The organism is Vibrio sp. VB16, from assembly GCF_015594925.2.
Taxonomy (GTDB): domain Bacteria; phylum Pseudomonadota; class Gammaproteobacteria; order Enterobacterales; family Vibrionaceae; genus Vibrio.
Genome location: NZ_CP087590.1, coordinates 1,707,550 through 1,730,381, shown reverse-complemented (window position 1 = coordinate 1,730,381; position 22,832 = coordinate 1,707,550). Strand labels below are relative to the sequence as shown.

Genomic DNA, 22,832 nt, shown 5'->3' with positions numbered 1-22,832 from the left:
AATGAAATATTCTATAATTCTGTTGTCTCTACTCGCCGCTGGTTTCACGTTATCAGCACAAGCGAAAGATCAATACGATTACATTGAAACGCCAACCGCTGACCAAATCGCTGATTTGCAAGACGATGATCGCGATGGGGTTATCAATGCAAGAGACAAATGCGCAGATACCAAACGCGGATCAGAAATCGATAACGATGGCTGTGGTGCAGAGGTGAAGGCAGCCAACGAATTCGAGCTCAAGATATTATTTGAAAACGACTCGTCAATAATCAGCCCAGCATTCATCAATGAAATTGGTAGCATGGCGGAGTTTTTGAGTCAGTTTCCTGAGACGTCTATCGAATTACAAGGATATGCAAGTAAAGTCGGAGATTCTGAATACAACCTTGAACTGTCGAAAGAAAGAGCCAACCAAGCAAAACAAAGTCTAGTCGATGCAGGCGTTAGCCCTGATCGCGTGAAAATAGTTGGGTATGGTGATTCTGGTTTGGTTGACGATGGAGAGTCTGAACTATCTCACGCACTTAACCGACGAGTAGTAGCAACCGTGGTTGGTTATAACAGCAAAATTCTAGAAGAATGGACTATCTTTTCTCGCAAGAGACGATAGACATTCACTTGTCTAGATGCTCAAGGCTAATGGTCCTTCTGTATTGCACAGCAGGACCTTTTTTTAGTTCGTAATAATATACGGACCATCTTGTACACGCTTACGTTTGGGCTATTCATATTACCCGTAAAAGAAAGTGCATAGTTGATCATCGCTGTTACAGAAAGCACAAATATCACCGTTAAACTTGATTATCCAAAGTCGATGAGAGAATATTTGTGCTTCATAATTCGCTCTCTTGTCGACTCAATCGCCTTCTTCGTTGAATATTGGTTAGTTGGTCTAGTGTTTGTATTTCTACATGCCTTGAGATCCCAACAACGAAATAGGAGGGTCTATGCGTTCTATTCAATCAACAATCATTTTAATCATGTTTGGTTTTTTACTTACGGCCTGCTCGAGTAATAAACAGGGCACTGAACTTTCTAATTCAGCTCAATCTGTCTTTTTAGAAGAGAGCAATATCATATATAAACAGCCTTACAACACGTGGCAAGGTACGCCATATAAATATGGCGGCACAAATAAAAATGGCATTGATTGCTCAGCATTCGTTCAAGCAATTTATTTAGAAGCAGGAAATCAGTATTTACCAAGAACAACATATGAGCAAAGTAAATTGGGGGTTGAAATAAAACTGGGCCAAGCTCAAAGCGGTGATTTGGTGTTTTTTAAAACTGGCAGGAAAGATAGGCACGTTGGGATTTATTTAGGTGACAACAAATTTATGCATGCTTCTACTTCAAAAGGAGTGATTATTTCAAGGTTAAACAATCCTTACTGGGCTTCAGTTTTTTGGCAAGTGAGAAGGATTTAACTAATCGTATTTTGCGATAGCACTATCAAACAGGTTTTTCATTAATGCAATATACTCGTCAAGAAATCTAATCTGGTCATTTGTTGATTTTCTGGTCCAAGCACCCGCCAGTACTTCGGCTAAATCCGCTAGCACAAGATCAGCTTCTTTCAATAGCTTAAATCTTACACTTGAGTGGAGTTCAGGATTTTGTTCGAATATTGCCATGATATTGGATGCCATCATATCCGTTACAACATCTTCAACCGTTTCTTCGCCTGTGTCCCCTCCCGTCGAAGTAAACACATTCAAATTAAAAGTTAAATGTTCTATTAGTGCTATATATCCGTCAGTATCTACTACCACTTCTTAACTCCAAAATATTGATCACAAATATTAAATGAAATAACGACTAAACTTAGTTTAATTCATACAAATCGATGTTACCACCCATTCAGTAAAACTAAATATCACTATCTTTAACTAATACAGGCTTATGTATGTGGACAATAAAGAGTATGTGACTGAGGTAACGTTAACAAAGCACGACTTTGACTCATTAGGTAACCCTTTTGAGGTTGGTTAACAAGTAACGCTCTTAAAACACTAGAGATGTACTTCTCTTTTGTAAAATTGTTCTAGACTATTCATATTAGCACTCATCATAACGAGGTCATCTATGTGGCAGGCAATTGCGCAACAACTTTCGGATACCCTTCTGTTTGATTTTAAGATAGTTGAGAAATCAAAACTAAGTGGCGGTGATATTAGCGAATGTTATATGGTGAGTGATGGAGAACAACGTTACTTTGTTAAATGCAATTCACGCGAGTTTTTCAACCGATTTGAAGTCGAGGCAGAAAACCTCCAAAAGTTAAGACAGACAGGCACAGTTTATGTACCTGAATTGGTTCATATTGGCAAAAGTAAGCATAATGCATTTATCATTTTAAATTACGTCCCAACAAAACCAATCGATGACGTTAAATCGAGTTATAATTTTGGCGTCGAACTTGCCAAGCTGCATTTATGGGGCGAACAAAAAGAGTATGGATTCGATACGGAAAACTTTATAGGTGCTACCCTCCAGCCCAATTCTTGGAACAAGAAATGGGCCCGTTTTTTCTCTGAGCAACGAATTGGCTGGCAGTTGCAATTGTTGGCTGAAAAAGGGATAAGCTTCGGTGACATCAATGATATTGTTTCCCAAGTAAACCGTCTGCTTTCTAGTCACAACCCTAAACCTTCTTTATTACACGGTGACTTATGGTCTGGGAATGTCGCAAACACACCATTTGGGCCAATATGCTATGACCCAGCCTGCTATTGGGGTGATAGTGAATGCGACATCGCGATGACTGAGCTCTTTGAAGGATTCAAGCCAGAATTCTATCAAGGGTATCAGAGTATATTGCCTATTGAGGCTGGCTACAGTAAGAGAAAAAACATCTACAATCTTTACCATATCCTGAATCACTGCAACTTATTTGGTGGCCACTATTTGGAAGAAGCCGAACGAACTATATCTGAAATAGCTCAAGACAACTGATTTGCCAGAACACGTTCTACCGTATCTACGATGGCTTGAGTTTGTGGGTCAAATTCGATATTGACGTTGTCTTCTTTCTGCCTTTCACCAAACAGCGTTCTTTGCATTGTTTCTGGTATTAGGTGTACGCAAAATTCATTCTTATTTACGTCGCCAATAGTAAGCGAACAGCCATCTATACCAATATACCCTTTGGGTAAGACATATTTCATCTTATCTTCAGGAATCCGGAACCAAATTGTCCTATTATTTTCGCTTATCTTAATATCGCTAATCATCGCGGTAAGAGCGATATGGCCAGACATGTTGTGTCCTCCAATCTCGTCTCCAAATCTGGCTGCTCGTTCGATGTTAATTCGGTCGCCTTCATTTAAGAGTCCGAGGTTCGTCTGATTTAATGTTTCCTGCATCAAGTCAAATGAAACTAAGTTACCTTCAACTTGGGTAACCGTTAAGCAACAGCCATTATGCGCAACAGACGCGCCAGGTTTTAGCCCAGTGAGCATGGTTTCATCAAGTTCAACGACATGGGTTTGAAATGATTTTTTCTTCTTTATCGATACCACTGAGGCGGTACCTAACACTATTCCTGTAAACATCGTAAATCCTAATAAAAATATTTGCGTTTTTTTGCATTAAAATTGATTTTCCGTGGCTAGCATGATGACATTTCTTTATCATGCTAGCCAGTCACTTAAAGAATCGATATTCATCTGGAGAAGTACTTGCAACGTTATAAGAGTGAAGCAAAAAAATTGATCTCATTGGCCACACCTGTTTTGCTCGCGTCCGTCGCACAATCAGGCATGGGCTTTGTGGATACTGTAATGGCTGGTGGTGTAAGTGCAACAGACATGGCCGCCGTTGCAGTGGCTTCCAGTATATGGTTTCCCACTATCCTGTTTGGCGCAGGTTTGTTAATGGCACTTGTTCCTGTCGTCGCTCAATTAAACGGTGCAGGAAAAGTCAACAAAGTTCCGTTTGAGATTTATCAAGGGTTTTGGTTGTCACTTTTCCTGACGATACCCATTGTCTTAGTCTTATTGCAGGCGCAATTTATCCTTTCACTAATGGATATTGACCCACTAATGGCCGAAAAAACCATCGGCTATCTACACGCGATTATTTGGTCGGTCCCCGCTTTCTTGCTTTATCAAACCCTAAGAAGTTTTACTGACGGAATGGCTGCAACGAAACCAGCAATGATTATCGGTTTTATTGGGCTTGGCGCAAACATTCCGCTTAACTGGGCCTTTGTTTATGGTAAGTTTGGTCTACCTGCACTTGGTGGTGTGGGTTGTGGTGTCGCAACGGCTATCGTATTTTGGCTGATGTTTATATCCATGCTAGTTTATATTCTCGTCTCTTCTAAACTAAAACAGGTTCAACTGTTTACTCATCCATATAAAGCTGTATGGGCTTCTCAAGTCCGGTTGTTTAAGCTGGGGTTTCCCGTTGCCCTTGCCTTGTTTTTCGAGGTGTCATTATTCGCAATAGTCGCATTGCTTGTCGCACCTTTAGGTGCAACGGTAGTAGCGGCTCATCAAGTTGCTATTAACTTTTCATCCTTAGTCTTCATGTTACCATTAAGTATCGGAATCGCGGCGAGTATTCAGGTCGGTCATCGATTAGGGCAAGAGAACATAGATGGCGCTAAAGTTACTTCACATGTTGCTCTTTTTATGGGGTTTGCCTGCGCTGTTTTCACTGGTATCTTCACCATTTTATTTAGAGAACAAATAACTGAACTGTATACCTCAGACAGCAGTGTCGCCGTTATTTCAACCCAACTGCTCATTATCGCCGCTATCTATCAAATTACTGACTCGGTTCAGGTGATAGGCGGAGGGATATTACGTGGCTATAAGGACATGAAAGCCATATTTACTTGTACTTTTATTGCCTATTGGATGCTCGGGCTCCCATCCGGTTATGTGTTGGCGGCCACCGATATTGTCGTTGAGCGAATGGGCGTATATGGTTATTGGATTGGTTTCATCATTGGCTTAACGAGTGCGGCTATTATGTTAAGCGTACGATTACGTTGGATGCATAAACAAGATGTCGAGATACAACTTGAATTTGCATCACGTTGACACTACACAAATATAATCTAACGCTAAAACAAGGCGTTGAATGTTCATACGCCTTGTTATCTTCGAGTTAAAATGGACGATTAATGTAAACAAAATGTTTATTATTTTGTATAATTTACTTGAAAACTAGGCACATGTTCTCATTTTTACAATCTTCTTACCTAAACATTAATATGTTTGATAGTAGCCACCTTCCGATTCTTCTAATATTCTCTCTCCAAAATTAAAAAGAGTGATATTAATGCCAGACAATGTTGCCGTTACCGTATCCGGAATTAAAGGTACCAGCCACTATAGATTGACTCGAAAATCGGTATTACGAATAAAACTACTGATACTTTCATTCTTTATCGCATTATTTTTTGTTTGCAGTTCTGTTGTTAGCCTAGTTGAAAAAATCAAGCTCTCACGCCACCAGCAAGTATTGTTAGAACTTCAATCTCTAGATTTAAATAGCCAATTAGACAACTACCTATCACTAAGAATTAGACTAGAAAACGACATATCCGTCAAAGAAGAACAACTAACATTAGTCGAGAGTCGGTTAAATGAAATTGAAAATTATTTAGGTGGTAATAATACCGAACTTGATATCGAAACAAGACTAGATATTGCCGCAATTAACACCGCAGTTCGTGTGGCAATATTGAGGTTAATACCAAATGGCCCACCAGTCAAAGGACCTACATCATCAGCATACGGCATGAGAATTCACCCCATTACAAAAAAAAGAACATTGCATAAAGGGTTAGATTTTTCTGTCAATACTGGTACGGAGATAGTAGCGCCAGCTGATGGCGTCATTGAGTGGACGCGGAAAAGCAACCAAGGGTCAGGGAATTTTCTACGTATAATACATTCATTCGGTATTACTTCTTCATACTCTCATATGAAGTCGTTCAATGTGAAGTCAGGACAGTTTGTGAAGAAAGGTGATCTTATTGGTTACACTGGAAATACAGGGATTACCTCAGGACCTCACCTTCACTATGAAATCCGTTTTGTTGGACGAGCTCTCGACCCAATGCCGTTTATAAACTGGAACATCGATAATTTTGAAACCGTATTCAACAACCAGAAGGGAATACCATGGGACTTTTTAATAAAAACAGTAGAACAACAGGTCAGCTTGGCACTACAACTCTAATTGCCGAAGGAGCCGTCCTTACCGGTGAAATAGCACTAACGAGCAATATACAAATAGATGGTAAAATTACCGGAACGTTGCGTACTGATGCTCATGTGACAATCAGTCCAACTGGGCACGTAAATGGTTCAATATTTGCAGATAAAGCTTTCATTAATGGGTGTTTTGAAGGTGAAATCTTTGCTAGCAGCGTAGAAATATTGAATAGTGGCAATCTAAAGGGCGATGTTACCTGCACAGATTTGACCATACAAAAAGGTGGTTTATTTCTCGGTACATCCAAAACTGTCTCGTCTGAGGACGTTGTCACCTTGTCTTCAAATAAAGGCAAGGGCAATAACGCAACTACCGTGGTAAAAGATAAAGCGGCAGTATAGCTTCTATTTTGCTTCTATCATTCAGGTTTTCTCACTCTCAAAAACCGAGCGAACCTTGGTAGACCATTGCTTGTGTAACCGTTGTAACGAAATGTGACTACTTCACCCAATGCTGGTGGATTTGCGCGTATTTTATCTGACAAGCCAGAGCCTACAGAAAGTATTTTTCCATTAACTAGTTTTAGAATAAGCGCACCAACTAACCCATCATATTTACCGTTGCCATTCTTATACGCGATGATTGTACCTTCGCTATCCATATGTCTTTTTATTTTTACAGGTTTTGTCACTCTGATCGGTTCATTATCCACTTTTCTCAGCATCAAGCCTTCACCACCTAACTGTTCCGTTTGATCTAATAACTCGACGAGTTCAGAGTAAGAAGAAATAGACCTCTGTTTTATAACATGAACATGTTGGATATGTAGACTGTCAACAAGCTCCAAAAGTTGAAAATAATGTTGCTTATACCTCCGAGAATCATTAGGTAGGCCAAACAACATAAACTGTATTTCTGACCAATCACGACCATGAGGTTCATTATCCAAAACTGTTTTTTGAACAAAGTTAAATCGGCCCCTTCCCGCCCACAACTCCCCTTCGACACTAAAATTAGGTAAGTCACGTGTAAACCATTCAGGCGCCGAGATTTTATTCCCCTTTCTCGTTAGCAATACTTTACCCGTCCAAAGAGCACGGATACCGTCAAGCTTTTCACTTACCCAATAGTGTTCCGACGCGAACTCTTTATCTTGTAGCAATGATGAACTTAATGTGTTCACGTCTTGATTCGCCAATGATTTAGTTGGTAATAATGCTGCATAGATGCAACAAGAGAGGATTGAAACAGTGCAGACTTTTGACATGACGGTTAGCTCATTAAATAAAATTCGATAATAAGAGCGTAAACTAATGGGTGTTTTATTTCATACAGGCAAAACTTAATTGCGATGAACACCTAAATTGATAGCACCAATTTTAGTCTTTTAGATTAGTGCATTAGCTATCAGGTGTAATAAAGTGAATGTTTTACGTCCATTCTGGCTATATTAACGCCACTCAGTTCATATATAGAAAAAATCTTCTTGAACTCGTCCGAATGAATGGTTAGTATTCTTGTCGTTCCAAGGCAAACATGAATTGGACAATTTGCTCGCTTAGCTCAGTTGGTTAGAGTACTTGCATGACATGCAAGGTGTCACTGGTTCGAGTCCAGTAGCGAGCACCAAATATAAATAAAAAAGCCCATATTATTATGGGCTTTTTTATTGCCTATTTTTCCCGTTTATTCTCTACCTAAAGTACACAGATTAGATCACTAATAAATAAGTAAGACCAGATAACAAAGCACTTCAGATATCTGTTGAACGGCACCGAGTGCATCGCCTGTATAACCCCCTACCTGCTTTGTCATCCAACGACCCAACCAGATTCGAGCAATAATCAACGACAATATGACGACTATCGCCTCTTTAAACGTGGGAATAAGTAAACAGGCCAACGCCCCAATAGAAAGCAAAGTGATAAAGTCTGTCGTACTACTTGGACTGCGAGCAATTTTTAGCTTCGAATGTTCAACCTGCCTCACGTAACCGTGCGTATAGATGAAACTCACCGCAACCGTTCGACTCAGAACATGGGCAATAATAAGTGCTAGAGCCACATTTTGTTGTGATATAAGTGTGGTGTATTTAAGCAATAATATAAGTACCACACCTAATAATGCATAGGCACCGACTCTGGAGTCTTTCATTATTTCCAGTTTTTTCTCTGCAGAGAATGCCCCGCCAAAACCGTCACACGTATCCGCGAAGCCATCCTCATGAAAAGCACCAGTAAGATACACACTGAACGCCATGGATAACGCCACAGAGACTTCAATAGGCCAAAGAAGGTTTGCACCACTGAATAACAACGCATTTAAGCAGCCCACGACGAGGCCAACTAGACCACAATACTTATAAGACTCGTTTTTACGTGTTTCACTGTAAGGCACTTTCTCAGATATCGGTATCCTTGTAAAAATCGACATCGCCAACAAAAATATCTGCCATTCTCTAATAATCTTTACTTTCATATTATTTACTTATTAAGTGCTAGGGTCGGTTGACCTCACGTGGTTGAAATTTATTCGAGATAAAAAAGAGCATTAGTCAGCACGTAATGGGTGGGTTGGCCAGTGAACCGTTGGCCACAACGTATCATCGTCGTCATGAAACACGCTTATTGTAACTCTCGCCGCATACGGGATTTCTATCCGTTGAAGGTAGTGACTTGTCTTTGGCATTTCCAATACTTGCCTTAATATTTGCTTAATTACACCACCATGAGTCACCAATAACACTTTTTTACCTTTGCATTCATTTAACAGGTTAATCCATGCTATTTGAATACGTTTATCATACTGCTCAATTGCTTCACCATTCGGCGGAGTAAACGTCCATGGTTGGGTCCAAAACTGAGAAAGTTGCTGCTGATGAGCCTCCCAAATGGCTTGCTTAGGTTGGCCATCCCAATCACCGAAATTTAATTCCATGAACTCAGGTTGCTTAATTAATTTAAGCTCATTTCTATTGGCATAATACGTGGCGAAATGGTCACAACGCTCTAGTGGTGAAGTCACCACTAAATCGACGAAAGGCATTCCTTTTACCGCCTCTTTCATCTGTTCGAAGCCCACAGAAGTTAATAGAAAGTCAGTATGGCCTCTAAAACACTCATCCCCTTCCGGTAATCCGTGCCTCAGCAATTCTATATGGGTTGTTGTCATGTTATTTCTCTACTCAAAGGTAACGTAATCGGTCGCCATTCTAAGATGCTAATTTGCCACTAGGTTAGATATTACACCCGATGTGCCAATAGTCTCGCATCGCTCTCTTTTGATCAACAACCGTGCCTCGCAAGAAACCTAAAAGTGTTAATAAATAACACGTTTGACGACAAACAATGTGGCCAGCCGAATTTCTATACTTCACGCGTCGTCAGAATCGTCACGTCACTTAACTTTTTTCGCCCAATAAATGGAGAATTCTTCATTTTCTTCATACACTAAATAGGAATTTAACTTATTCATTTAATTTGATTTATTTATAAGGCTAGGCAATGAAAAAAACAATACCTAACATGTTTGCAATGTTGGTCGCCATCACTTTTTTACTATTATCTATTGCCACACAAGCAAATGATTTAATCGATCGACAGCAGAGCTTACAATCCGACCTTACAAAATTAACTTCTGCACATGACAGCGACAAACCTTTCCTTGAAGATATTCTTAAGCGAAAAAACGCCAATTTTCGTGAAGATCTTCTGCTTAATATTCAAACTGCCTCTGACAAAGAAGAGGTGGCTGTTATCATATTTGGCCAGATTGAATTACTTAGAGATCTTATTAAATATAGTGACGAAGATGTCGTCAACCTTGCTAAAGAGGTAAGAGCGAGCGCTTTCGAGGAAAACATCAAATTGCGCCTTCGAGTGCAGCGTCGAATCGCCACTATGGACACCTATTATCAACAGTTAGATGCATCATTGCGTACGGCAGAACAATACAACCTCGATATAGAAGAATTCAAATCAGAATTCAAAGCATCTCTTGTAAGCCGCGCCGAATTTTTATCTAACGCAATTCTGTATCTGGATACACAAAAACAAGAAGCTGAAACTCGTCTAGCCTACGTGAGTTTGGCAGACAAAGAGCCTTTGTTACAGCAAATCATTAGATATAACGAACAGATTTCGGTGTCAGTAATCAGCTTAGAAGTCGCTATATCCATCATGGAATCAATGTCGATAGATGTGACACAAAACAAGCAGTTACTATTAACGATTACTGGTGATATCAACGTGGATGTTCTAGACATTGACGTTGCCTATGGTCTATTTGAGCAGTGGTTAGCGTCGTTAAAAGAGTGGGCCTTTGAAAACACACCATCACTCATTGTAAAAGCGTTATTGTTCCTATTCATACTCTATGTAACACGGAGTATCTCTCGTGTCGTCAGTAAGGGCGTACGGAAAAGCGCGAAGCACTCTAAAATGGATTTTAGTGTCTTGATGCAGGACTTCTTTGTTTCTATTGCATCTAAAACGGTTATCTTTATCGGGATATTATTTGCAGCATCTCAAATCGGCATCGAGCTTGCGCCCTTATTAACCGGTTTTGGTGTCGCAGGTGTCATCATCGGTTTTGCTCTTCAAGATACGCTATCTAACTTTGCTTCTGGACTAATGATACTCATCTATCGACCTTATGATGTCGGTGATATGGTAAAAGTTGCGGGTATTCAAGGGACCGTGAAAAATATGAGTCTGGTGTCAACAAGTATACAAACAATCGACAACCAACGATTGGTCATTCCAAACAACAAGATATGGGGTGATGTAATCAATAACATTACGGCCGAAACAATACGACGTGTCGATATGGTTTTTGGTATTGGTTATGCAGACGATATTGACGCCGCTAGAGCCGTTTTTTCAGATATTCTTTCAAGCGACCCACGCGTGCTGAAAAAACCAGAATCCATGGTGAAACTTCACACGCTTAACGAGTCATCTGTCGATTTTGTTGTCCGTCCATGGGTTAAAACAGAAGATTATTGGGATGTTTACTGGGATGTTACTGAGCAAGTTAAAAAGCAATTAGATAATGCGAAAATCACGATTCCTTTCCCTCAGCGAGATGTCCATATCTACAACCATAAAAGCGAAGATTAACCTTTCTCCGATCATGGAGTGAAGTCAAACTTGCGAAATACCAATGGAAGGTCTCTTTTTATTTGAGACTTCCCATTTAGCTAGCGCTAGTATCTAATCCCAACGGATCTGGTTTTTACCATTCGATTTCGCTAAATACATATTCCGGTCAGCGTCTTTTACTAAGCCATCAATACCTTTTTGACTTGCGCATTTACAGCCAGAAATAGCGACACCAATGCTCACACTAGACACAAGCTGGCCTTTTGATAAATCAAACACGGTGTCATTGAATGTTTGGCGGAGGTTTTCAGCGACGTGCTTAGCCAGTTCGAAGTTTGAGCTTTGTAAAAAAACAATAAACTCTTCCCCTCCCCACCGTCCAATAATACCGAGCTCTCCTACTTCTTCTTTTAAAATAGACGCCAACGTTCGAATTACTTCATCGCCATCCTGATGCCCGTGGGTATCATTAATTGATTTAAAGTTATCGATATCAATTAGCAGGCAAACTAATGACTCTCCGTTGGAACAGGACGCTTTCAATTTCTCATAAATAGCAGAACGATTATATAAATCGGTCAATGAATCATGTGATGCTCTGTATTCTAACTTCTTTCGCAACTCAACATGCTCAGTAACATCTTCCAATATGACTTGCAGTGCAGGCTCTCCATCCCACTCGATCAAATTATCATAAACATTGAAATAGCGTTTTGTTCCGTCATAACAAACATTTTGATAGACATTATTGTCATAGTCCACGCGCCTACCGCCAAGCTGAGCATTGTTGCGGTTAATAGCTGTTTGACGATTTTCGGGTAGTACCCGATCGAGAACATCATCTCTTGCTAATACGAATTCTATCGATTTCGCTCGCATGAGTTTAACCCAAGCTCTATTAACAAATAGAGGCTTGAAGTTCTTATGTACTAAGATACCTTGTCGAGAGTCGGTGATCATGCGTTTAAATTGAAGGTTCAACTCTTTGATCTGCTCATTGGCGTGCTCTACCATGGACAAATCTATGACCGTAACCTGTAGCGCTGGCGCGCCCTGCCACTCAATGAGATGGTCGATAGCGAAAATAATAAAACTTCTACCATATCTATCTACATTTCTAAACGTATGGCCTCGAGGAACCACTCTACCGGAAATAATATCTTTATAATTGTCCATTGCCGCTTCATGCATAGATGGCTCAATCAGGTCCAAGAAAGAGTCTGTCGAATCCATCAACTCTTGTGGAGAGTTATACCCAAATATCCGTGCATAATTATTATCCACAGATACAGCTTTATAGTTTTGGATAACCACTACGCCATATGTCGAGTCGATATTTAGCTTATTCATAGTAAACCATTTAACAAAATTAAATCGATTTCAAAAAAACACAGCACGGATAGAATCTAATATAGAAATCAATTTTGTAAAAAACCGTGCATTATTTAAATCATATTTAAACAATAACCAAAAAGAACCAATAATGACATACGATAACAAGAAAAGTCGGTCATAAGGTCTAAATTATGACGACTTGAGACAATTGATATTACACAACCAAGACAATTTATTGTGTTGGTTCATAGAAAGGAGAGCTAATAAAGAAGTTCTAAAGTTCGCATGCGGTTAGAAGCCTCGTCGCTTCCAAAACTGACCTTCGCCTTTTTCGTAAACATCAAACGTTTTGTCAGCAATAATGTTTCCATCCAATTCGATAGTCATTCGCCATGGTCCAAGTTTATTGTTAATTGGCAACCAAATCGTATCCCCAAGATAAAAATCCCAATCATTGCTATTGATATGTTCCTCTCCATCAAACGGAGCGAGAACATCGCCATCCTCTGTAGCAATACCTGGGTGATCGATACAAAAACGAATTTTTTTTCCTTTTGCTTTCTTAATATTAATAGAAAATCCAAATTCAATATCTAACTCTGCTGGTATCTGGGTCGTGAATTCCAAAATCTTCGGCAAATGCTTAGATTTTGAATCCCATGCTGAATATATACCATACGAGACCATGTCAATAATCGCTGAACGCTTTGTCATTTGAATTCATAAATTTAACGAAAAATTAGCTACACATTATAACAGTATTCGGTCAAAAAACCCTTATCTGCTTGAGTTTCCGTCGATTTATCACTCTCCATAATACGTCTGGTCTACTCAGCGAAAGACCAAATCAAATTATTGTCGCGCCATATTTAGTACACAAATCATTCATCAAAGTTAAATTTGAGCGAAACATAACTGTAATGATTTGACTCGATTATGGACACCACGCGAAACACAACACATTCATACGAAAGTAGTTTCTTTTTTTTGGACCTGATTTTGGAAACAAGCTCTTGTATACCTCCGCTTTATTAACGCGGTTTTTATTTAAACAATAATGACGAACATTTTTCATACATAAAGGAAATAATAATGAAAAAACTATGGCTAGCCGGACTACTGTCTGCAACCGTATCTGGTAATGTCTTTGCTGAAACTGAAGTTACTTGGTGGCACGCAATGGGGGGGCAACTTGGCGACACCGTAAATAAGATTGCGACTGATTTCAATGCATCACAATCTGAATACAAGATAACGCCCGTTTATAAAGGGTCTTATACCGAAGCATTGACTGCGGGTATTGCTGCTTTTCGTGCTAACGAATCGCCCAATATTCTTCAGGTATTTGATGCCGGAGCTGCAACCATTATGAATGCGCCAGGCGTCGCTAAGCCTGTTCAAGATATTATGATAGATTCTGGCTACAGCTTCGATTCCTCCGCCTATCTGTCTGGCGTTCGAAATTTTTACGCGGACAGCAATGGTAAAATGATTGGTATGCCATTCAATAGTTCGACCCCTGTTCTTTACTATAATAAAGACATGTTGAATGAAGCGGGTGTGACGCCACCAAAGACCTATGAAGAAATGGAAATGGTCGCGCAGAAGCTAAAAGAAAAGGGCCATGCCGCATTTTCTCAATCTCATACCCCTTGGATCTTCTTCGAAAACTTCAAGTCTCGTCATAATCAACAACTCGCGAACAAAAACAATGGTTTCGACGGCCCCGCGACTGAAATCATGTACAACACAAAAAACCTTCAAATGCACTTCACCAAAATGAAAGAGTGGTCAGATAAGGGCTACTACAAATATTATGGAAAAGACTGGGCCGCAAACCAAACGCCATTTGAACGTAAAGATGTCGCGATGTGGATTGGTTCGTCAGGTTCATTTGGTGGCCTAAAAGAACGTGTCGATTTCAAAATGGGCACCACTTTCTTACCCTATTGGAAATCGGTCAACGACAACCCAGGAGTCACCTTTATCGGTGGAGCCGCTCTGTTTGCTCTTTCTGGTCATGATAAAGAACAAGACAAGGGTGTTGCCGCCTTCTTTAACTACTTAACCAGCTCTGAAGTGCAAATGTATTGGCACAAAACAACGGGGTATGTACCCGTGACGAATGCTGCATATGACATGACAAAAACATCAGGTTACTACAACGAGAACCCCGACGCAGAAGTCGGTGTGCAACAACTTAGCTTGCCTGGTGGCGAATGGACCAAAGGTTATCGTTTGGGGTTCTATCCTCAAATCCGTGAGGTTATGTACCGTGAAACGGACAACATTTTCTCTGGTGAGTCGACCGTTAAAAACAGCCTAGAAAAAATCGATGCCGAAGCACAGCAATTGCTTAAACGTTTTGCTCGTACGATTAAGTAACCTGATTATTGCCTCAACCTAGGTTGAGGCATTTTTATTTTTTTGCTTCGCCTATCTTAACTAACAGCAGGTACTCTAGTGGAACGTCGACAAAATTTCCGACACTCTCCTCTGCCATATCTTTTTTTGGCACCGCAGATAATCATTATCGCCATCTTCTTTATCTACCCGGCGGCGAAAGCCGTTTATCTCTCTTTTATGCTTGAAGACCCTTGGGGTCTGTCATCCACTTTTGTTTGGTTTGAAAATTATCAGATGATATTGGAATCTGGCGAGTATATAAAATCCGTCGGATTCACCTTGTTTTTTTCCATTGTGGTCTCATTTTTATCTCTGGCTCTCGCCCTCCTGCTCGCAGTTAAAGCCGACAAGGTAATCCACGGCCAAAGTGTTTATCGAGTCACGCTTACTTGGGTATATGCGGTTGCGCCTGCCGTCGCGGGCATTATGGGTTATTTTATTTTTAATCCACATATCGGGTTATTCGCAGATTTCTTTAAGAGCATTGGCTATGATTTTCATTACCAAACTCACTCAACCCAAGCCATTAGCGTACTAATCCTTGTTTCAGTCTGGAAGCAAATATCCGTAAACTTTGTTTATTTTTTGGCCGGACTACAATCGATTTCTTACGCAGTAAGGGAAGCCGCTACTTTAGATTGTGAAAGCGACACTCGACGATTTTGGACCATCACTTTCCCTTTACTCGCGCCAACAGGGTTTTTCTTGCTCGTCATTAATATGACCTATGCCTTTTTCGATACCTTCGGCGTTATTGACACTATGACGGCGGGTGGACCCGGTGGTTCAACAACCTCACTTGTTTATAAAGTGTTTTCTGACGGCTTTGTTGGGGCCGATTTAGGTGGCAGCTCAGCCCAGTCTGTTGTTTTGTTAATTCTGGTCCTCTTTATTACTTATCTTCAATTCAGATTCGTTGAAAAACGAGTGCACTACTAAAGGAACCAATTATGAAGTCTAGTCACTGGAGTGATCACCTCGTTCTTATTCTCGGCGCGCTTATTATGCTTTTTCCGATATGGCTAATTTTTGCAAGCTCTACTCATGATTCAGCAACCATATTAAAAGAAGGATTACAGTTACTACCTGGCGAAAAAATGTTCGAAATATATGAAAAAGCATGGACTCAAAGTCAGGGGTTTGCCAACAATGTTACGGCTAAGACTATGATAATTAATTCAATGATTATGGGGCTAGGATTTTCAGCAGGTAAGATTGTTATCTCTATGTGCGCCGCTTATGCATTGGTGTATTTTAGACTTCCATACGCCTCGGCATGGTTTTGGCTTATTTTTATTACGCTGCTTTTACCACTAGAAGTACGCATTATCCCGTCTTACGAAGTGGTATCAAGCCTTGGGATGCTTAACAGCTTTTCAGGTTTGATCCTTCCACTCATAGCTTCAGCAACGGCAACTTTTTTCTTTCGCCAGTTTTTTAAAACGATACCGGATGAACTACTAGAAGCCGCCCAACTCGACAATGCTGGACCTATTCGATTCTTTATCGACATTTTGTTACCTCTATCAAAAACCATGATGGCCGCCATTTTTATTATTATGTTTGTGGTCGGTTGGAATCAATATCTATGGCCAATCATGATGACGACGGATGAGAACTACAACACTATGGTAATGGGCATTAAACAAATCCTCAGCAATATTAACGAAACGCCAAAACCCCAGTACAACTACGCGTTTGCCATGGTAATACTGGCCATGTTGCCTCCCGTACTTGTTGTCATCATTTTCCAACGCTGGTTTGTCAAAGGCTTAGTAGAAAGCGAAAAATAACCCGTCTTTAGGTTGGTCGAATTTAGAACAAAGGAATAAAAAATGTTAGAAATGCAGCAACTTGTAAAAACATATGAAAATGGGCACCAGGCTGTCAAAGGGATCGACCTCAACATATCTCAGGGAGAATTCATCGTATTGGTTGGTCCGTCAGGGTGCGGAAAATCATCAATCCTACGTTCTATCGCCGGGTTAGAAAGCATCACAGCAGGCGAAATTCATCTGAACGGACGTCGAGTCGATACGGTAAAACCTGCCGAGCGCGATATCGCGATGGTATTCCAGAATTACGCTCTTTATCCTCATATGACCGTGTACAATAACCTCGCTTACGGATTGAAAAATCGAGGTGTCGACAAGGCTGAGATCGAAAACAAAATTCAAGACGTCGCAAAGACCCTGAAAATTGAAGATTATTTGGACAGGAAGCCCTCAAAACTTTCTGGAGGACAGCGTCAACGCGTTGCGATGGGACGCGCGATAGTGCGTGACCCTCAGCTCTTCTTGTTCGATGAACCACTGTCTAATTTGGATGCAGCGCTACGTGCTCATATGCGACTACAGATCAAAAAACTACAGCGAAAACTTGCCGTCACCAGTGTCTATGTTACGCATGATCAGGTTGAAGCGATGACGCTGGCGGATAGAATCGTGGTATTGAACCTAGGGGAAATAGAGCAAATTGGAACGCCATCCGAAGTTTATCATCAACCCGCAAGTACATTCGTCGCCAGTTTTATGGGTAGCCCCGCCATGAACTTCTTGTCTTCTAGGATGATCAAAGGGCAATTAAATGTTGGTGACCAAATCCTGTTTATTCCTGAATACGCCCATTTATCGGATCAGGAAATTACATTAGGTGTTAGACCGGAGCATGCCGAAACGACGTTGTTTCATAATGGACTTAACCTAAATATTAAAATAAGCGTGATTGAACCGTTAGGACCTAATCAACTTGTCCATGGTAAGTTTCAATCTCAGAGCATCATCGCAGTGACCCCCGAATACCCGTTTGATATCAATCAGAGTCTACAACTCAGTGTTGAGCAGAAGAACCTCCATCTGTTTGATACACAAGGCAAACGGATCCAGGCGCTGTCATCTGAAAAAAGTCAGTAGTAATCTTAATCCCTGATACCTGCCGTCTTCGACGACATATTTTTATAGTTATCAGACAAGGTTAAAAGGTGAAACTGATCAATTTTGGGTATAGAGCCAGTTATCGCATCTATGCCCATTAACAGACCTATTATTTACTCTTCGCATTTGTCATAGCAACTCGGTTTTCTTGGGCACACGCCACCGCGAGAACAGATCAATCTCGCTTGCGAATCAATACCTCTTTCAACCCAGTTGATATTAAGAATTCGCGAGATTGTTGATAGCTTCTTCTTAATGTGTTTTGGAATAGCGGCCGCTCCCCCACTTTCAACGCATAACGCTTTGAGTTCACTTGCAATTTCATTGGCATCGCCCCCCTGCGCTTCTATCGCTGGATTGAGATCTAACCCAGCGCATAAAACCCGATTATTCATCGCTGGGTCTTTCACATTCACCGACTCGCAACAGTAGAGCCTTGGTTCATTGTTCACATCTAGGATTGAGATCTGAGCCGTAGTACCTGATTTCTGTTCTGACAGCATTCTAAATACCGACCAATGTTGACAAGGATCATTCACCATTCGCATATTGCCCCAAGGCAGTGGAATGCCGTTGCCACGGTATACTGCTTTTAATTTACCGGGAGCATAGGCGTCGAAGTAATGCCAGTGCGGATACGGCGAGACGACCGTCATTCTTCGCATCGCAACCGATGGGGACACCTCTATTGCTTTGTGCACATCAACTTCATATCCATATCGATCAAGTAGTTGTCGATATGGCACTTTAGGACAGAGCAAGGCCCCAGCAAAAAAACTGGATTCGAAATCACGCCATGCGTGTAGTATGTCCTGAGGGTTAATAGGCGAACCATTAGTGACACTATCGTCTACGGTCCAAGAATGATTACCTACCGTAAGCACACTCTTTAACCCTTCTTTATTATGAAGAATGCAATTGCCGATATACACGGCCAAATCGTATTTCAAGCGAGTGGGATGCTTCTTTAAAAGCTTGTTAATGTAAATATTACCTGGTGGTTCAAAATAAGAGGTCACCATTTGTTTACTCATCACACCGAGTTCGTCCATAACCTCCGTTGGTGTCGAATCGACCCAGTGGACCATAAGCCCCTGAGCTTTTACCAATTCCAACATATCATCAACCGTCAATCCTAGACGTTTTAGACCCACCTCTTCTGCTGCTCGTTCTAGGTCAGGAAAGTGATTTTGATGATGCTCTTGATAGGCACGTATAAGTAACTGAGCGAATTGGCGACCGTTCACGCCTGTTTGAGACAACAGTTCAGGAATAGCGATCTGCAGCATATCATTAGAGAATAGGAAGCTCGGCTCCAAGGGCATGCCACTGATTCCCCCTTTGCGACCTTTGTTCGGTGTGATGGCTTCCGATTCAGGTTCATCATCCAAAAACCACTTAGGCTCTTTTTGGAAAACCTTCGCAATGACCTCTAACATATCCGCACTGGGTACCCTTTTCCCGCGTTCAATCATTGACAGGTATGAGACAGACGGAGAATGTTCCGCATCAATTCTTACGCAACGGGCCGACAGGTCTTCCATGGTTAAGTGATTCCGTTTTCTTAGGTTTCTTATCTTTGTCCCTAAAAAATGTGACTTACGAATCAAGCTTTGTGACTGTCTCATTTCACACTATCCTTTTGTAAAATTCACACTGTAAAATTTTTGTTGTGAAATTGTATATAAAAATAGAGTAGTCTACAAATTAAGCAAGGAAGTAATTAGACCAGTTGGTCGCAAACGCATAAAACCAACCAAACCTTGTAGGCAAATTAAAGAATAAACTAAGAGGGCGAGACTATGAACATACCAGCATACAACAGCATTAAAACTGATCATCACGACAGAACATTTATTGCTGAAGCGGTCTTCGCCGTGGAAACGATAAAGAGTCAACAAACAAAAGAAAAACAAGCAAAAACCAAACTGCTTCTCGACGCCATATTTCCTCTAGATCAACGCGCTCACGAAGATGCAACAAGCTATATGCTGGATGGACGTCACCTAATAATCTATTTCACCGACGGACAGCACACAGGCTTGAAAAATGCCGGAAGCTTTGTTGCCTTTACCGGGCATAGAAGCCACCCAGATTCAATACTATTACGTGATAAAGAAGGCTGTTACGTAGAGGTAAGTTTCAAGCGTGGGTCTAATGAGGGGATGACAACCTTAGTTGAAATATCTGATATTCAATTAGAAACCTGTGCGACATTTGGCCACAACTACGACGATCAAGGTTTGCGAGGAATTCGTCATTGGGTCAGCTTGCTAAAAACTGACGATCAGGGGCAGCCTAGAGCAAGCTTAGATGATAAAGACTTTACGGCCAAAAATGGGGACGACTACGTACTGACGTGTTGCTTCAAAAAGTAATCAAAGTAAGCTGTTGCAAGTTTCTGTAATCCCCATCCATCTATTTTTTGTGGTTGGGGACTTTCTTTCTCTTCACCACTTTTTTGTTCACCTCTTTGTACTCTTTGTAGATAAACCAGATAAATAATACTATCCCTACAACAAAGCCCATAGTGAAAAGCAATAGTATCCCATCACAAACAATATCGGGCCGACAAGGCAGATAGATTTCAATTTCCATAAAGATAAAAACTCAAAACGGCGACAGTAAATAAGACCATAACGAAAGGGATTAACTTTCGCCACACACCGCTAATTCGGACAATCTTTTAGACGACTTTATATCTCTTTAGAAATCATAAACAATCGAGCATCAAACTCTAACTGATGGTAATCAGGCTCCATATGGCAACATAAAGCATAAAACGCCTTATTGTGTTCTTTCTCTTTTAAATGAGCTAACTCATGGACCACCAACATTCTTAACAACGGCTCTGGTGCATCTTTAAAGACATTTGCAATTCGGATCTCATTCTTGGATTTTAACTTGCCACCGTGTGCTCTAGAAATAAACGAGTGCAACCCCAATGCGTTATTGATCAGATGAATCTTACCGTCATAAACGACTTTACTGATCGGTGAGCTCTTCTTCAAATATTGATTTTTAATTGCAATAGCATAATCAAACAGTGCTTTCTCACTCTTTATTTGGTGGTTATCAGGATAACGTTGGAGGAACCATGCGGAAAATTGACCACTAGAGACAAGCTGTTCGATCTGCCCAACAATATGTTCTGGGTAACCTCGAATGTAGCGAAGAGAAGGATTCATGATAGAAATTCAGATAATAAAAGCGTTATTATACGTCAGTCCCAAGAAACTTACTCTAACCACCTACTATTTAACAGCAGGAAACATCATGAAAAGAGTCGTCTTATACGTAAACGACAAATGTCCTCACTGCAAGGACGCACAAAAACACCTTGATTCAAAAGGAATTAAGTACCGATTAACCAACGCCAAGATGCAGCGAGGTCGCAAAGAACTCGAGGCGATGGGCGCGCGTTCTGTACCAGTACTTAAAATTGGTGATCAGGTTATGATTGGCTGGAATGCTAAAAACTTTGATAGTATTTATAGCTCCAAGAATTAAATTATCGTTCCAACAACTGAATTATCCCTGCAGAAAATTGCGTTATAACGCATCTAGTTCAGCCTGTCGTTTTTTGGTTAATGACGATTTCACAAGTAAATAGGAATCGTCGACTAACCCTTTCAGCATCCCTTCATTTTCACTGTGGCCTAACTCTACCGACACCCAATGTTTTTTATTCATATGGTAGCCAAGAGTAATAGAATCGTTCTGTTCTGAAAGAAATAAAACATTATCCGGTATCGCCTTCAAATTGATAAAATATTTGCCATTTCGGTAACCAATCAAGGCAAACATTTTTTCTTTCACTTTAAAAACGAGGGTTTCAGGTCCGAAAGGATAACTCTGTTCGGAACCTGGTAACGATAATAAATAAGCAGTCCAATGTTCAACATGATCCATATTCGTATCTCACTCTTAGAATGGGCGTATTTTTACTAGACGTAATAATAACCTACCCCATAACAGGTTCAAGTATAGTTAATTAATCGTATTGAAAATGCCATCTGGTCACCGTCTAAGAAATAAAATAAAATGTGTTATTATCCGCTCAACTTATCTTATATGGACGCGAAAAATGAAACTAACCAAATTAACTCAGCCTATCTACGATCATATCTACCGTGACATTAATGAGTTTCGCGCGACATTCGATCTTCCCGTTAATGACAAAGCATCCATGAGCGATACACTGGACACTTTACACTCCTCATTAATTATTGAAGAGTTAACGGAATTAGCCGAAGCAGACAGCAAAATTGAACAAGCTGATGCTATAGTCGACAGTGTCTACGTTTTAATGGGCCGTTTGGTTCACCTTGGGAACACCCAAGTTGGAGATAACCTAGCAATAAGCTATTTCATTGACGTTCTTCTTAACGCCGCAACTAACCTGAAAATCGATTTTATTCCGTGTTGGGATGAAGTCCACTCAAGCAATATGAGCAAGGTTTGCAAAGACCAAGCCGAATACCTAGAAACGGAAACGTTTTATGCTAATCAAGGTATTGCATTGATGGCAGTAGAGAAAGGACATTACGTTATTGCTAAATGTGCCGAAGATTTTGTTTCTGATGCAAAAACCATCAGAAAAGGAAAGGTATTGAAATCGGTTAACTATCGTCCAGCGGATCTTGCCCCGTTACTTTAAGTCTAATTGCTCTATTTCAGGCAAAAAAATGCGCCTTCTGCAATGCCCACAGAAGGCGCTAATGCCTAACAAAAGTAGAACGAGAATGTATCAATATTAATATTGCTAATAGCATGCCAACAAACGAATATTTTTAACTAATTGTTTTTATAGGCATTTTATTTAACTGTTTATTTTACACGTAAACATTCGCACTATAACGGTGCTTACTGCCTTAAA

The 22,832-nt window shown here is 40.5% G+C and carries 25 protein-coding genes and 1 tRNA gene; 15 read left to right on the top strand and 11 right to left on the bottom strand.

Annotated elements, in window-relative coordinates; genetic code table 11:
* The first annotated feature begins 1 nt into the window (after position 1).
* Both IUZ65_RS07980 and IUZ65_RS07975 read left to right on the top strand, forming a co-directional pair.
* Positions 2–613 (top strand): OmpA family protein, encoded by a 612-nt coding sequence (locus tag IUZ65_RS07980; RefSeq protein ID WP_195703230.1) that lies wholly within the window; start codon positions 2–4, stop codon positions 611–613.
* Positions 614–950: 337 nt separating this feature from the next.
* Positions 951–1,430 (top strand): NlpC/P60 family protein, encoded by a 480-nt coding sequence (locus tag IUZ65_RS07975; protein WP_195703229.1) that lies wholly within the window; start codon positions 951–953, stop codon positions 1,428–1,430.
* On the opposite strand, the gene IUZ65_RS07970 is transcribed toward IUZ65_RS07975, so the two are convergent.
* Positions 1,431–1,775, bottom strand: a complete 345-nt coding sequence (locus IUZ65_RS07970) for a DUF3802 family protein (RefSeq protein WP_195703228.1) — start codon at positions 1,773–1,775, stop codon at positions 1,431–1,433.
* A gap of 313 nt (positions 1,776–2,088) precedes the next feature.
* On the opposite strand from IUZ65_RS07970, the gene IUZ65_RS07965 reads away from it, so the two are divergent.
* On the top strand, positions 2,089–2,958 hold the full coding sequence (locus IUZ65_RS07965; protein ID WP_195703227.1) for a fructosamine kinase family protein: 870 nt from the start codon (positions 2,089–2,091) through the stop codon (positions 2,956–2,958).
* On the opposite strand, the gene IUZ65_RS07960 is transcribed toward IUZ65_RS07965, so the two are convergent.
* Complete coding sequence (locus IUZ65_RS07960; protein ID WP_195703226.1) at positions 2,946–3,557, bottom strand: riboflavin synthase subunit alpha; 612 nt, start codon at positions 3,555–3,557, stop codon at positions 2,946–2,948. The two genes, IUZ65_RS07965 and IUZ65_RS07960, sit on opposite strands and share 13 nt — an antisense overlap.
* Positions 3,558–3,683: 126 nt before the next feature.
* Here IUZ65_RS07960 and IUZ65_RS07955 point away from each other — a divergent pair, with 126 nt between their 5' ends.
* The 3 genes from IUZ65_RS07955 (at position 3,684) to IUZ65_RS07945 (ending at position 6,578) form a co-directional block, all read left to right on the top strand.
* Positions 3,684–5,054, top strand: a complete 1,371-nt coding sequence (locus IUZ65_RS07955; RefSeq protein WP_195703225.1) for an MATE family efflux transporter — start codon at positions 3,684–3,686, stop codon at positions 5,052–5,054.
* Between the two features lie 241 nt (positions 5,055–5,295).
* A complete protein-coding gene (locus IUZ65_RS07950; RefSeq protein ID WP_195703224.1) occupies positions 5,296–6,201 on the top strand; it encodes a M23 family metallopeptidase in 906 nt (301 codons plus the stop codon).
* Positions 6,144–6,578: a bactofilin family protein gene (locus IUZ65_RS07945; RefSeq protein WP_195703223.1), complete on the top strand. Its 435-nt coding sequence runs from the start codon at positions 6,144–6,146 to the stop codon at positions 6,576–6,578. Before IUZ65_RS07950 ends, IUZ65_RS07945 begins: the two co-directional genes overlap by 58 nt.
* 17 nt (positions 6,579–6,595) lie before the next feature.
* Here the strand turns inward: IUZ65_RS07945 and IUZ65_RS07940 are convergent, their stop codons facing one another.
* Positions 6,596–7,444 carry a DNA ligase gene (locus IUZ65_RS07940; protein ID WP_195703222.1) on the bottom strand — a complete coding sequence of 283 codons (849 nt, stop codon included), beginning with the start codon at positions 7,442–7,444 and terminating at the stop codon, positions 6,596–6,598.
* 285 nt (positions 7,445–7,729) lie between these two features.
* Here IUZ65_RS07940 and IUZ65_RS07935 point away from each other — a divergent pair.
* Positions 7,730–7,806: transfer RNA gene (locus IUZ65_RS07935), tRNA-Val, on the top strand.
* 90 nt (positions 7,807–7,896) lie between these two features.
* Here the strand turns inward: IUZ65_RS07935 and IUZ65_RS07930 are convergent.
* Both IUZ65_RS07930 and IUZ65_RS07925 read right to left on the bottom strand, forming a co-directional pair.
* A complete protein-coding gene (locus IUZ65_RS07930) occupies positions 7,897–8,655 on the bottom strand; it encodes an adenosylcobinamide-GDP ribazoletransferase (protein WP_195703221.1) in 759 nt (252 codons plus the stop codon).
* A gap of 72 nt (positions 8,656–8,727) precedes the next feature.
* Complete coding sequence (locus tag IUZ65_RS07925; protein ID WP_195703220.1) at positions 8,728–9,348, bottom strand: histidine phosphatase family protein; 621 nt, start codon at positions 9,346–9,348, stop codon at positions 8,728–8,730.
* Between the two features lie 332 nt (positions 9,349–9,680).
* Between IUZ65_RS07925 and IUZ65_RS07920 the strand changes: the two genes are divergently transcribed.
* Positions 9,681–11,297, top strand: coding sequence for a mechanosensitive ion channel family protein (locus tag IUZ65_RS07920; protein WP_229638013.1), 1,617 nt, complete (start codon positions 9,681–9,683; stop codon positions 11,295–11,297).
* A gap of 93 nt (positions 11,298–11,390) precedes the next feature.
* On the opposite strand, the gene IUZ65_RS07915 is transcribed toward IUZ65_RS07920, so the two are convergent.
* A complete protein-coding gene (locus tag IUZ65_RS07915) occupies positions 11,391–12,629 on the bottom strand; it encodes a sensor domain-containing diguanylate cyclase (RefSeq protein ID WP_195703219.1) in 1,239 nt (412 codons plus the stop codon).
* A gap of 276 nt (positions 12,630–12,905) precedes the next feature.
* A complete protein-coding gene (locus IUZ65_RS07910; RefSeq protein WP_195703218.1) occupies positions 12,906–13,328 on the bottom strand; it encodes a DUF3859 domain-containing protein in 423 nt (140 codons plus the stop codon).
* A gap of 378 nt (positions 13,329–13,706) precedes the next feature.
* Between IUZ65_RS07910 and IUZ65_RS07905 the strand changes: the two genes are divergently transcribed.
* The 4 genes from IUZ65_RS07905 (at position 13,707) to ugpC (ending at position 17,932) form a co-directional block, all read left to right on the top strand.
* Positions 13,707–14,999, top strand: coding sequence for an extracellular solute-binding protein (locus tag IUZ65_RS07905; RefSeq protein ID WP_195703217.1), 1,293 nt, complete (start codon positions 13,707–13,709; stop codon positions 14,997–14,999).
* 78 nt (positions 15,000–15,077) lie between these two features.
* Positions 15,078–15,959, top strand: coding sequence for an ABC transporter permease subunit (locus tag IUZ65_RS07900; protein WP_195703216.1), 882 nt, complete (start codon positions 15,078–15,080; stop codon positions 15,957–15,959).
* A gap of 11 nt (positions 15,960–15,970) precedes the next feature.
* Positions 15,971–16,813 carry a sn-glycerol-3-phosphate ABC transporter permease UgpE gene (ugpE, locus tag IUZ65_RS07895; RefSeq protein ID WP_195703215.1) on the top strand — a complete coding sequence of 281 codons (843 nt, stop codon included), beginning with the start codon at positions 15,971–15,973 and terminating at the stop codon, positions 16,811–16,813.
* Between the two features lie 42 nt (positions 16,814–16,855).
* On the top strand, positions 16,856–17,932 hold the full coding sequence (gene ugpC, locus IUZ65_RS07890) for a sn-glycerol-3-phosphate ABC transporter ATP-binding protein UgpC (protein WP_195703214.1): 1,077 nt from the start codon (positions 16,856–16,858) through the stop codon (positions 17,930–17,932).
* A gap of 134 nt (positions 17,933–18,066) precedes the next feature.
* Here the strand turns inward: ugpC and IUZ65_RS07885 are convergent, their stop codons facing one another.
* Complete coding sequence (locus IUZ65_RS07885) at positions 18,067–19,581, bottom strand: DUF3612 domain-containing protein (protein ID WP_195703213.1); 1,515 nt, start codon at positions 19,579–19,581, stop codon at positions 18,067–18,069.
* 174 nt (positions 19,582–19,755) lie between these two features.
* On the opposite strand from IUZ65_RS07885, the gene IUZ65_RS07880 reads away from it, so the two are divergent.
* On the top strand, positions 19,756–20,331 hold the full coding sequence (locus IUZ65_RS07880; protein ID WP_195703212.1) for a hypothetical protein: 576 nt from the start codon (positions 19,756–19,758) through the stop codon (positions 20,329–20,331).
* Between the two features lie 40 nt (positions 20,332–20,371).
* Here the strand turns inward: IUZ65_RS07880 and IUZ65_RS07875 are convergent, their stop codons facing one another.
* Together IUZ65_RS07875 and IUZ65_RS07870 are read right to left on the bottom strand one after the other, a co-directional pair.
* Positions 20,372–20,551 (bottom strand): hypothetical protein, encoded by a 180-nt coding sequence (locus IUZ65_RS07875; protein ID WP_195703211.1) that lies wholly within the window; start codon positions 20,549–20,551, stop codon positions 20,372–20,374.
* Positions 20,552–20,649: 98 nt separating this feature from the next.
* Complete coding sequence (locus IUZ65_RS07870; protein WP_195703210.1) at positions 20,650–21,141, bottom strand: M48 metallopeptidase family protein; 492 nt, start codon at positions 21,139–21,141, stop codon at positions 20,650–20,652.
* A gap of 88 nt (positions 21,142–21,229) precedes the next feature.
* On the opposite strand from IUZ65_RS07870, the gene IUZ65_RS07865 reads away from it, so the two are divergent.
* Positions 21,230–21,463: a glutaredoxin family protein gene (locus IUZ65_RS07865; RefSeq protein ID WP_195703209.1), complete on the top strand. Its 234-nt coding sequence runs from the start codon at positions 21,230–21,232 to the stop codon at positions 21,461–21,463.
* A 42-nt stretch (positions 21,464–21,505) separates the two neighbouring features.
* Here IUZ65_RS07865 and IUZ65_RS07860 read toward each other — a convergent pair whose 3' ends face one another.
* Complete coding sequence (locus IUZ65_RS07860) at positions 21,506–21,865, bottom strand: MmcQ/YjbR family DNA-binding protein (protein ID WP_195703208.1); 360 nt, start codon at positions 21,863–21,865, stop codon at positions 21,506–21,508.
* Between the two features lie 175 nt (positions 21,866–22,040).
* Between IUZ65_RS07860 and IUZ65_RS07855 the strand changes: the two genes are divergently transcribed.
* The gene (locus IUZ65_RS07855) at positions 22,041–22,613 is read left to right on the top strand and encodes a nucleoside triphosphate pyrophosphohydrolase family protein (protein ID WP_195703207.1); all 573 of its coding nucleotides are present in this window, start codon (positions 22,041–22,043) and stop codon (positions 22,611–22,613) included.
* The last annotated feature ends 219 nt before the right edge of the window (positions 22,614–22,832 follow it).

Coding starts and splice junctions, on each gene's coding strand:
- IUZ65_RS07965 (WP_195703227.1), top strand. CDS start 2,089: ATGTGGCAGGCAATTGCGCAACAACTTTCGGATACCCTTCTGTTTGAT.
- IUZ65_RS07880 (WP_195703212.1), top strand. CDS start 19,756: ATGAACATACCAGCATACAACAGCATTAAAACTGATCATCACGACAGA.
- IUZ65_RS07940 (WP_195703222.1), bottom strand. CDS start 7,444: ATGTCAAAAGTCTGCACTGTTTCAATCCTCTCTTGTTGCATCTATGCA.
- IUZ65_RS07980 (WP_195703230.1), top strand. CDS start 2: ATGAAATATTCTATAATTCTGTTGTCTCTACTCGCCGCTGGTTTCACG.
- IUZ65_RS07920 (WP_229638013.1), top strand. CDS start 9,681: ATGAAAAAAACAATACCTAACATGTTTGCAATGTTGGTCGCCATCACT.
- IUZ65_RS07860 (WP_195703208.1), bottom strand. CDS start 21,865: ATGGATCATGTTGAACATTGGACTGCTTATTTATTATCGTTACCAGGT.
- IUZ65_RS07875 (WP_195703211.1), bottom strand. CDS start 20,551: ATGGAAATTGAAATCTATCTGCCTTGTCGGCCCGATATTGTTTGTGAT.
- IUZ65_RS07870 (WP_195703210.1), bottom strand. CDS start 21,141: ATGAATCCTTCTCTTCGCTACATTCGAGGTTACCCAGAACATATTGTT.
- IUZ65_RS07855 (WP_195703207.1), top strand. CDS start 22,041: ATGAAACTAACCAAATTAACTCAGCCTATCTACGATCATATCTACCGT.
- IUZ65_RS07945 (WP_195703223.1), top strand. CDS start 6,144: ATGGGACTTTTTAATAAAAACAGTAGAACAACAGGTCAGCTTGGCACT.
- IUZ65_RS07910 (WP_195703218.1), bottom strand. CDS start 13,328: ATGACAAAGCGTTCAGCGATTATTGACATGGTCTCGTATGGTATATAT.
- IUZ65_RS07925 (WP_195703220.1), bottom strand. CDS start 9,348: ATGACAACAACCCATATAGAATTGCTGAGGCACGGATTACCGGAAGGG.
- ugpC (WP_195703214.1), top strand. CDS start 16,856: ATGTTAGAAATGCAGCAACTTGTAAAAACATATGAAAATGGGCACCAG.
- IUZ65_RS07865 (WP_195703209.1), top strand. CDS start 21,230: ATGAAAAGAGTCGTCTTATACGTAAACGACAAATGTCCTCACTGCAAG.
- IUZ65_RS07915 (WP_195703219.1), bottom strand. CDS start 12,629: ATGAATAAGCTAAATATCGACTCGACATATGGCGTAGTGGTTATCCAA.
- IUZ65_RS07950 (WP_195703224.1), top strand. CDS start 5,296: ATGCCAGACAATGTTGCCGTTACCGTATCCGGAATTAAAGGTACCAGC.
- ugpE (WP_195703215.1), top strand. CDS start 15,971: ATGAAGTCTAGTCACTGGAGTGATCACCTCGTTCTTATTCTCGGCGCG.
- IUZ65_RS07960 (WP_195703226.1), bottom strand. CDS start 3,557: ATGTTTACAGGAATAGTGTTAGGTACCGCCTCAGTGGTATCGATAAAG.
- IUZ65_RS07975 (WP_195703229.1), top strand. CDS start 951: ATGCGTTCTATTCAATCAACAATCATTTTAATCATGTTTGGTTTTTTA.
- IUZ65_RS07930 (WP_195703221.1), bottom strand. CDS start 8,655: ATGAAAGTAAAGATTATTAGAGAATGGCAGATATTTTTGTTGGCGATG.
- IUZ65_RS07905 (WP_195703217.1), top strand. CDS start 13,707: ATGAAAAAACTATGGCTAGCCGGACTACTGTCTGCAACCGTATCTGGT.
- IUZ65_RS07885 (WP_195703213.1), bottom strand. CDS start 19,581: ATGAGACAGTCACAAAGCTTGATTCGTAAGTCACATTTTTTAGGGACA.